General features: G+C 65.3%; 5 protein-coding genes. All 5 read right to left on the minus strand.

The annotated features are described in order from the left end of the window. Window positions 1–27 precede the first annotated feature (27 nt). The 5 genes from DCW30_RS27575 to DCW30_RS27595 all read right to left on the minus strand — a co-directional run bounded on the left by DCW30_RS27575 (window position 28) and on the right by DCW30_RS27595 (window position 9,954). The gene (locus DCW30_RS27575) at window positions 28–2,490 is read right to left on the minus strand and encodes a DUF262 domain-containing protein (RefSeq protein ID WP_076684135.1); all 2,463 of its coding nucleotides are present in this window, start codon (window positions 2,488–2,490) and stop codon (window positions 28–30) included. Window positions 2,491–3,115: 625 nt separating this feature from the next. After that, the gene (locus DCW30_RS27580) at window positions 3,116–3,949 is read right to left on the minus strand and encodes a phosphoadenosine phosphosulfate reductase family protein (protein WP_076684136.1); all 834 of its coding nucleotides are present in this window, start codon (window positions 3,947–3,949) and stop codon (window positions 3,116–3,118) included. Next, window positions 3,946–7,524, minus strand: a complete 3,579-nt coding sequence (locus tag DCW30_RS27585) for a hypothetical protein (protein WP_076684137.1) — start codon at window positions 7,522–7,524, stop codon at window positions 3,946–3,948. The genes DCW30_RS27580 and DCW30_RS27585 overlap by 4 nt, the downstream gene beginning before the upstream one ends. Next, window positions 7,521–8,633, minus strand: coding sequence for a DUF4007 family protein (locus DCW30_RS27590; protein WP_076684138.1), 1,113 nt, complete (start codon window positions 8,631–8,633; stop codon window positions 7,521–7,523). The genes DCW30_RS27585 and DCW30_RS27590 overlap by 4 nt, the downstream gene beginning before the upstream one ends. Window positions 8,634–8,691: 58 nt before the next feature. Beyond that, entirely contained in the window at window positions 8,692–9,954 is a 1,263-nt protein-coding gene (locus DCW30_RS27595) for a cysteine desulfurase family protein (protein ID WP_237283375.1), read from the minus strand. Window positions 9,955–10,165: the final 211 nt, after the last annotated feature.

Below are 10,165 nucleotides of genomic sequence, written 5' to 3' on the forward strand. Positions count from 1 at the left end.
CAACGCCGTTCCAACCGGCCCGTGGCGTTACGCCGTTCCAACCGCTCCCGCGGCATCCTCACTCTCGTCGAGCTCATCGCTCTCGATCTCCACATCCTCGACCTGGACCACCTGATCACTGCTGGAGTCAGACAGCTCCAGACCGAGCCAGCCCTTGAGTCGCGTGTAGGCCAGACGCAGGAGAACGTCAGCACGCTGATCCATGAACATCGGATTCCACTCGTCCTCACGCTGACCCAGTGCCCGCAGGTGCGGGAGGTAGCGCGACAGGGACGCTAGATCTTCAGTCGTCTGCGCGAACGTGAAGCCAGAACTGTTGAGGATGGTCTTGGCATCGTCGGCCGTCGAGGCACCGAGTGCCGCATACAGGACCTTCTTCTCGGTCCAAGGCCGCGAGCTGAGGGACGTGTTGGCAGCGCCCGGTGCCAGGACCAGATTGCCCAGCTTGTGGACGGTCTCCTTCTCGCTGTAGAACTCCTCATCCCACCCACTCGTGGCCTGCTGTGGTGCGATGTGTTCGATCGTGAGGTGCTTCTCGTCATCCCAACCGTCTGCGGTGAAGCATGACGCGACCCCCGCCTTGCCTTGGATGATCAGACCCGGATTCTCCGGATCTTCAATTGTGTCGTGATACGCAGCCAGTAGAAGGAAACGCGTCAGCGGACGGGCAATTTTGTAGAGCGGCAGCGCGGAAGCATCTGCCAGGAACGAGGGCAAGTTTGGGATGGCGCCGTGCTTAGAGTGCGACAAGCGCGCCGCAAGTTCCTTCTTCAGCGCCTCGGCGTCGACGATCGGATCAGCCTTCGATGCACCGGGCACTGCCCACTGGCGAGCGAGCGGTCCCATGCCCGTGAGCGAGTCCACCCCGGCCATGACCGCACGGTACTGGCTGTCGATGTTGCCCGTGCCGCGGCGGGTTGCTCGCCAGAAGACCGTGAAGGCAGTGATTGCCTTGATCGCCTTCTCGAACTCGGCGATGCGCTTTTCCCTCGCTTCCCCTTCGTCCGCGTGGACAGCCTCGGAGTAAAAGCGCACGAGCGGCGCGATGGCAATGGTGTGGTTGAGTGAATTGAGAAAGGACAGACACAACTTTACGGTGTCCGTCATGGCGGTCGCTTCTAGCCCGGGTAGCGCGCGAGAAGAGTTGTTCGCGGGCTCCCAGGCATTCCCGACAAAGGCCGCAGTGTCGCATAGGTGGCGCAAGTACGCGCTTCGATCACCGGCCGAGTCCTTGTGGCGCTCAAAGGTATCGCGCATGTAGACCCGCTGATCCGGGAGGCGCTTGGAGAGCTTCTCGCCAGTCTCTGCCAACGCGAAAGTGACCAGCAGGTCTCGAGTTGCGTTCTGAAGCTTGTCTCCGACGTCGAAGCGGTCCAGGTAGCCCTGAACCGCCTTCATGTACGCGTGTGCGTCCGAGTCCTGGTAGTCCTGAATCTTCTCTGCCATCACCACCCGAGGGAGGAAGGTCTCGAAGGCAGTCAGAGGCTCGCCCGTGGTATTCAACGACTCGAAGATCGTGAAGGCGTAGTCCTCGTCCTTGCCTTGCACGACCGTCAGAGCAATACGGTTCAAGCCATAGGCGGCAAACATGACGAGTCGCATCAGCTCAGCTTCGGGCTCGTCTTGCAACTCCCCCAACCAGGCGCAGAGCTCGGGGTCGAGTTCGTGGTTGAAGAGCGCACGCTGGAACTCGATGTTGGTAGCAAGGGTTGCTAGAGGCGGCAGATCCTCCAGCTCCTCGATGGACTTTCGCTGCGACAGCTTGGTCAACCCCATACGGATCTCGTTGTACCTCTTGATGAGATCGCCTTCGCCTTCACCCGCGTTCTGTCGCGCCGTCGGCCTGAAGTCGGTCGGCCTAGAAGTTGCCGGCTCACTATCGGCTAGCAATGAGTACTGGTAGATAAGGTTGGCGATCGGCGACTCATACTTCTTGAGCTTCTCGTCCCTGGCCCACTGATCCACGAAGGCTCGGATGAGGCGCGGGTAGATCGGCGGCTTGATTCCGTAGTTTTTTCGCTCGTAGAACGCTGCCGCGAGCATCTGCAGCATGTCGCTCGTTTCCGAGTAAAGGTGAGTCCGAGCACTGTCGGTCGGATCCGGCGTCTTGCCCTTGAAGACCTTCCATGCACGCTGACGAATGAGGTTGTGCAGGCCGACCAGCAGGATTAGAAGGCTCGACAAACGCTGTTGCCCATCGATCACGGTAAGAACTTTGGCCGGGACCTCGGACTTGACGATGGGCTTCACCGTGACATGGTTGACATCATGGATGGTGATGACGGTCCCCAAGAAGGTGAAGCTGTCCGGCGCCTTACTGAGATTCTTGAGGCCATGCAGTGTGTCGTCGAGCAATTTCTCGACCTTGTCCTTGCCCCAGCCGTACGGACGCTGGTAGGGCGGCAGGTAAAGGCCCAGGCCGTTGTCAGAAAGCAGCTCGCGAACACTCTTGCTCTGCGCCTCGAATATTTCCTTGGCCTGCGTTGGCATGCGTTGCCCCTCTTTGTTCAGCAGGTTCGTTCAGATCAGATGCGGCATCACCTGGGGAGGTACCTGCCAACCTGCATTTCGACTCAACGATCATGTAATTGATTCGCGAAGCGGGATGACAGTACAGAGAAAACAGATTGAGCCCTCGAACTCGGCACGCTGATCAAGGACGTGCGCGACGCAACTGAGAAGTCACCTGATCTCGGGCAGCTCCAGCTGCCTGCGCACTGATACAAAGAAATATGGAGCCCCCTGACTGGACTAACTGAGGAACCGAGAAGCTGACATCCGTGCCGCATCAAAGATCCGCGAGTTTCCATACGCTCGGTTTCTCTCCGTCACGGTTCCACGCCTGTGGGTGAGCCGTCCCTCATGGTGGCATATGAGTGGTCGACAGAGGTAGCAGGAGCGGCATGCGCCCATCATGCCCCACATGTGACGTTGCGTCACGCCATCGCGAAGTACCTCGACTTGTCGTGGGCGAGTGCGCTGCGCTCCTTCACGAGGTCTGAGACAGAGTCTGGGCAAGGCCACAACCGCAAACGAGACGAGCTCGATCGGAAGTCGGGAAAGCAACAGCGGCCCCAGATCGTGCTGCTGGGGCCGCTGTGTGTGTGGTTTCGCGTCAGAGGTGGCAGACGGAGCAGCCGGCCTCGTCATCGTCGGAGTCGAGAGCGTCGGAGAGAACTTCCAGCAAGGGGCGGTTGGGCTTGATGCGCTTGGCCGCGCGCTCAAGGGCCGCCTGGTGCTTGGCCTCGATCTCGTCCTTGCGCTCTATGAGCTCCGGAAGAGACTCGCCCTGTGACCAGGTGTAGTTGCGGCCCTTCATGGCGGTGTGCCGGTATCGGACCTTGTCCTCGTACTCCACGGCCTTGGCGTACAGGTCGGGGTGGCGTTCCTTGAGGCCGACCCACTCGTGCTTGCGCTGGAAGAAGCAGAAGTAACATCCCGAGCGAGTGCGCCACTCGTAGTAGCCGGGCAGGCCGATGCCTGCCTCGTCGAGGATGCGCATGACGCCTTCCTTGTCGATGCCTTCCTCTCGGAAGGGGAAGACGGCATCGATGTTCGGCTTGGTGCTGACGTAGCCGATGCGGTTCTCGTCGGCCCGGATGGCGACGTAGGAGATGACCTTGTCGTCGCCGACCCAGTCTTCCAGGGGCTTGATCTTGAGGTTCTTGGTGCACCAGCGCATCTGGGGGCTGGGCAGGGTGCCCTGGTAGACCTCCATCCAGTGGTCGAAGTCGCGGTCGGCGTTCAGTCGCACGATGGACTTGCCGAGGGCGGCCTCAAGCCGGTTGAGGTACTCGTAGGTTTCCGGGAGTTCGGCGCCGGTGTCGCAGAAGAAGTACTCCATCTCCGGGACTCGGTTGCGCATGTAGACGGCGAGCGCTGAGGAGTCCTTGCCGCCGGAGATTCCGAGAACGTGCCGGACCTTCTGGGTGTCGGCTCCGTCGGTCATCCCTGTGCCTTCCTTTCACTCGCCGCTGTCGCGGCATCGGTCACGCGCTGGGCGAGGGCCGCGAGCAGGATCCTCGCTCCGTCCGGTCCGAGAGCCTTTTCGGCCTGCTTCAGGACGTCGGCCGCGAGGCTGTTGGCCTCGGTGCGGGCCTGTTCCGGCACGTAGATCAGGGTGCGTTGTTCCACGCCGGCGCTGTCAGTCAAGGTCAACAACTGCGCGTCGAGTTTCTCTTCCCGCCCTCGGGCGTCGTTCCCGGCGTGGTGCAGGTGCCCGACTCGGTCGAGGGCCGCAGCCATCGACCGGGCCTTCTGCGGGAAGACCTTGGCCTCGTGGTCGTCCCAGTCACCGAGGGCCGAGTTGGTCAGGCGTACGACGATGGGCTCGAGCCAGTCGTCGTCCTCAAGGCTGTCGCTGAGGACGAAGTCGACAAAGCCGCGCAGTTCCGGAGTCAGTACCGCGCCGGCGAAGCCGCGAAGCCGGGCAGCGAGTTGTGCGCGCAGCCCCGGCAGTTCGGCCGGCAGGCGGAACTCCTGGGCGAGGACACTGACTACTTCGGCCCGCAGCTTGCTGTCGATGGCCACGAGTTCGTCGGCCGCCGCGGTGAGTCGTTCGACGTAGGTGTTCGCCGCTTCCGCGTTGGCGCGGGTGCGGGCCGGGATCTCGGGCAGGCCGAGCGCCTTCGGCAGCGCATGGAAGATCAGATCGTCGGGATCCAGGGCACTGGCGATCGTGGTGCGCACGGTGCGGGCGTCGGCGGAGATGTTCTTGGTGGTGCGGGCGTACTTGTGCAGGTCGGCCACACGCACGATCAGGGCGCTGGCTACGGAGAGGAGGTCGGGGTTGCGCAGGGCCTTGGAGCGCGGGGCCTCCACGCCGAGCGAGACCATCAGCTTCTTGATGATGCTGCCGCGCTGGCCGTCTCCGGCTGGCGTGTACTTCACCGAGAAGCGTGCCGGGCCCTTGACGAGTCGCTCGACCACGTCGATGGTCAGCCGGGGAAGGTAGGTGCCTTCTTCGAACAGGGCGATGTCGTGGCGGCGGATGACCAGGGCGGGGATCAGGAAGACCGGGATCACGCCGGCCTTGAGTCCGAACGGTGGGCTCATCAGGACACGGATGATCTCTTCGATGCTGACCCGCTCGGTGGCACTGGTCAGTACTTCGTTGAGGGCGTTCCAGGCGGGCTGGGCGTGCTCGTGTCCCTCGCCGGGCGGGGAGAAGCCGTACGGGAGCAGGCTCTCTTGCTGGCTCTCGGCCTGGGCTACCCCGTTTTCGCGGTGCAGGCCGAGGTAGGCCAGGACACCGCTGTAGATGGCCCGTTCGGCCTTGTACCCGATGAGGCCGAGGTTCTCCTCGCCCGAGGCGGAGAGCATGGCCGTCAGCAGTACGCCGCGGGCCTGGGCGGCCTGGCTGGTCAGGACGTGGCGGCCGAGCATCTCGTTGCGGATGTGCGGGGTGTGCGGGTACACCGACTCGCAGGCGAGGGACACCAAGCCGCTCAGGCTGCGGGCCGTCAGGCCGGATGCAGCGGGTTCTTCGCCGGGGGCGATTCCGGTGTGCCACAGGCTCCAGGACGCTTCGGAGGACGGTGGGTAGAAGGCGTCCTGCAGGAGCTCCAGCAGCTCGGCCTCGGCCTGCACGAGCCGCTCGATGACTTCCCGCCGGGCGACGTGGTCGATGTCCTGCTCGGTGCTGAGTTCCTTCAGCGCGACGAGGTAGGTGGCCGTGCTGAGTACCACGTCGGGGTTGGGGGTGGTGCCGACGAGTACCGGCAGGGGCGAGTGGACAGTGGGCCGGTCAGCGTCGGTGCCGAGGTGGAAGACGACGAGGCCGTCGGCAGGCTCCTTCAGCTCGTCCGGGGCGGCGACGGACTTGGTCTCCGGGCCGCTGACCGCGGTGTAGAACACACGCATCATGCCGGTGACCTGGCTGTGGCGGCCGGCCACGAATGCCTGCGGGACGAGGCTGCCGAGCCGGTTGATGACCGAGGCATCATCGAAACGGCTGATAATTTCCTTGAGCCGGCCGTCGATGTCGACGTCCGTGCCCTGCCAGACCCGGTATTCACCGCTGAACTCGCGGTGGACCACAAAGCCCCGGCTGACGAGGTCGGCGAGCCGCTCTTCGAGCGCCGTGAAAGCGGCGGGGTCGGCCACGTCGGTGGGGTCGTGAAGCGCGAAGTGAATCATCGGCGCGGTGGCGCTGAGCGCCCCGTCGGAGTCGATCAGGTTGAGGACGCCGATAGTCTTCAGCACGTCCTGGTCGGCATCCGCGAGGCCGTTGGCGTCCCGGATACGCGAGTCGACCTCGATCCACCGGCTCGCGTTGGCGGAGGCGAGCAGGGTGGTGCGCCCGGAGTTGAGGAAGTAATCCCACAGCTGCGGCAGTCGCACCGTGCTGGCGTGCTCCGCCTCCCGGTTGCTGTGCCGTGCCAGCGAGTGGTGGACGGTGTTGGGCTCGCCGCTGTTGAGGAAGCCCGACAGGCTGCGGTCGTGCTGGCCGATCTGAGCGGCAAGGATCGGCGCGGCCAGGGCCGTGATCGGGTGCAGCGGGTAGAGGTCCGCGAAGTGGGCGGGGCCGAGTTCGGCCAGAACACCGAGCCCGTGCTGTGTCCAGATGTCCGCGGACGCCTCGGCCGACGCGGCGATCAGGGCCTGCCCCGCCGAGTTGACAGCCGAGCGGTCGAGGCGGCGGCGCAGCAGGTGCAGGGAGTCGCCGTGGTGGGGGACGAAGGTGATGTCTTCGAAACGCCCCTGGATCTTGGCCCATTCGCGGGTCTTGAGTTCGCTGGACCGTGAGGCGTAGTCCATGAACGACAGGTGCTGCAAGGTCATCAGGTAGACGGGCAGCCCGTTGGGGCCAGCCGCCTTCTCGGCGAGTTCCTGCAGCAGGAACAGGTCGTGCTGGGCGTCAGCGAACTCGTTGTGACCGGCGAGGTGTTCCAGCGTCTTGCCGAACTCGTCGATGACGAGGAGCAGAGGCTGCTGACCGTCTGCGGTCAGAGCCGTGACGGCGCCGAGAATCTCCTTGGCCCCGGCGCGGTCCGGGTCGGCGCACACCTGCAGGGCGGCGGCGATGGCCTTCGGGACACGCTTACCCCAGCGTCGCGCCGCCGCGGTGTGCAGGGCGCGGGAGAGCGTGGCGACGACGGGTTCGCGGCGCGCGGTGGCCACGCCGCCGAGAAATCCCTCGGGGGCGATGGCGTCGCGTGCGGCGGCAAGGCGTTGGGCGAGAGCGGGGCTGGCCTCTTCGAGGATGTGCTCGGCCTCGCTGCGCCGCTTGGCATCCCGCCCCAGCAGAGCGTCGATGATGTTGGACAGAGTGGACTTGCCGGAGCCGTAGGGGCCGGTGAACGACCACGCGCGGGTACGGCGTTGGTCGGCGAGGGCGCTCGCGATGCGCTCCAGAACATCGACGGCCCGGGCGCCGACGTAGGGGTCGTGCAGGGCGTCCTCGACATCGCGCTCGAGGTTGGTCGAGCGCATCTGGGAGCCGACAAGTTCGATGCCGGCGGGGAACTGCGGGGCGGAGCTCGCCGGGCTGCTCGGGGTCCGCGTGGGGGTTGCGGTGGTCACGCGGTCTCCTCAGCAAAGAGCATCTCGGTGGTGTCGGCCGCCTCGGTGGCGTCCGTGGCCTTCGTGGCGAGTTCCTTCTGCTCGGCCTTGGCGAGCTCGGGAAACTTGGCAGCCCACTCCCCGCGGGTGGGGAAGCCTGGACGGCGGGTGACGAAGTCGTACTGCTCGTCCAGCACTTCCCAGGCCAGCTCGAAGGGGTCGGCCGTGAAGGCGAGGCTGCGCTGTCCCACGGCCTCGGTCAGGTTGAGCTGCGGGTGGTCCGCGGCGATCTTCTGCAGCGCCACGACGATCTCGTTCTCCCGAACACGGAAAGCGCGCCCAGGGGAGCCCGGCTCGTTGGCGAGGCGGGCCACGGAGATCGAGTTGGCCTGGCGGGAGAACTTGGCAGCGTAGTCCAGGCAGGCGTAGGCCAGGACCCGGGCGGGCAGCGAGGTGCGGTGCCCGCTGGTGAACTGCCACTCGGGCTTGCCGCGCGTCCCGACGAAGGTGAGCAGGTCAAGGTCACGGAAGGGGCAGGCGAGCAGGTCCTCGTAGCTGCCCGGCGAGCCGGCCTTCTCCGGGGCGCTGCGCGCATACATCTTGGTGATGCAGTCGATGTCCCGGACGATCGACGCCTCTTCCGGGCTCTTGTCGTAGGAGAAGTTCACATGCCGGGTGACCACCTGCGTCATGTCCGCGGTCGTAAACCGGGAGAACGGCGCCAGGTGGAAGGCCGTGTACCAGGCCGGCGCGTGGCTCTTGGCCCCGGGGCGGGAAGAGACCAGCCACCAGTGCAGCAGCCACAGGCTGCCGTTCTCCTCCAGATACGGGTCCGCTCCGTCCTCGTCGAGGAGCCAGCGGGCCTCCCAGGTGGGATAGGAGAACTTGGCCTGTGTGCGCTGCGCGGGCGAGTGCTCGCGGGTCAGCTTGAACGCACGCGACCAGTAGCGCATGGCGTTGACCATGTTCTTGCCCACGCCGAACAACACCGGCGCGTCGTCCGCGAGAAACGCACCCTGGTCGCGTTTGACCTGCATGTACGCCTTGTGCAGCCAGCCGAAGCGGGGCGCGAACGTTTCGTGTCGCGCGAAGGCAAAATGGGCGGCTTCCCCAAGCCGGCTGTCTGACATTCGGGACCTCTCTGTGTCCAATGCGATGGCTCTAACGAAGTGGTAAACGGGATAACGGTCAGCTAGGACCGTGGGCTTCGGCCAGCGCGGCACGAACCTGCGTCGCGGCGCGTTTGACGGCGTGTGCGGCGTTCTCGATCTCGGCATTCGTGGTGGCGTAGCCCAGCGAGAAGCGGATCGTGCTGTCGGCGTCGTCCCGGGATAGGCCCATCGCCAGGAGCACGTGGCTCGGCGTCGGAGCACCGGAGGCGCACGCGCTGCCCTCCGAGGCAGCGACCTCGGGCATGGCCGCCAGGACCGCATCCGCCGGCAGGCCCGGGAAGGTGATGCTCGTCACGCCCGGCAGGCGCTGATCGCGTCGGCCGTTGATACGGCAGCCCGGCAGGGCACCGGTCACGAGGCTTTCGAGGCGGTCGCGCAGGGCCGCGATCCGCTCGGCCTCCTCACCGACACCGCGGCGCGCGGCGTCGGCCGCTGCCCCCATGCCGATAATCCCTGCCACGTTCAACGTGCCTGCCCGCCAGCCCCGCTCCTGTCCGCCGCCCACGAGGAGTGGTCGGTGCGGGAGTGGAGACCCGCGCCGTACATACAGGGCGCCGGCTCCCTGCGGGCCGCCGAACTTGTGGGCTGACAGCGACAAGAGGTCGACGTCGAGTTCAGCAACGCCCACGGGGAGGCGGCCGATGATCTGCGTGGCGTCCGTATGGACGAGTGCACCGGCTTCATGGGCCGCCTTGGCCGCGACGCGGAGATCGGTGAGGACCCCGGTCTCGTTGTTCGCCGCCATCAGGGAGACCACACCCCCACGGCGTGCCGGGAAAACCTGATCCAGGGCGCCGAGATCCACCAGGCCGTCGGCGCCGACCGGGAGCAGCACAAGATCCTCGGGGCTCTCGGCGGTGACCGCGCGGGCTGTCTCTAGGACAGCCGGGTGCTCAACAGGGCTGGTGACCAGGGGATTTCCGGCGGTGAACGCGGCGCGGAGGGCCAGATTGTTCGCCTCGGTCGCCCCGGATGTGAAGATGATCTCGCCGGGCGAGCAGCCAAGGAGGTCGGCTAGCTGCCGACGGGCGACATCGACCCGATGAGCCGCCTGCCGCCCCGGTTGATGCATGCTTGAGGCGTTTCCAACCGACTTCATGGCCTCAAGGACGGCTGCAAGAGCCTCAGGCCGGATCGGAGCGGTGGCATTGTAATCAAGGTAGGACATATCCGGCCCATTCAGCCCGTTCATCATCAGCCACCCCGCCTCGCTCGTGTCACACACCAATGTACTGCTGGTGGAAACCATCCCCTGCATCCGGGGTTCCACCAGGAGCACGCCGTGATCCTAGCCGCGAGCCGAGATCCACTCCTCGAATCACTCGAACGCGCGGTGTCGTGGACCGCCTACCGAACGAATGTTCTATTCAGGGTGCTGTGCGCGCAAGTCGTGCACATCAAGATCCTCATTCTGGCCCGACGAGTCGGCTAGCGGGGGTCAAATGCCCTTCCTGGCTGGGCTTTTCGTCTGATGGTGCACCTGTTGTTAG

It is taken from the genome of Streptomyces alfalfae, assembly GCF_004127445.1.
GTDB lineage: Bacteria > Actinomycetota > Actinomycetes > Streptomycetales > Streptomycetaceae > Streptomyces > Streptomyces alfalfae.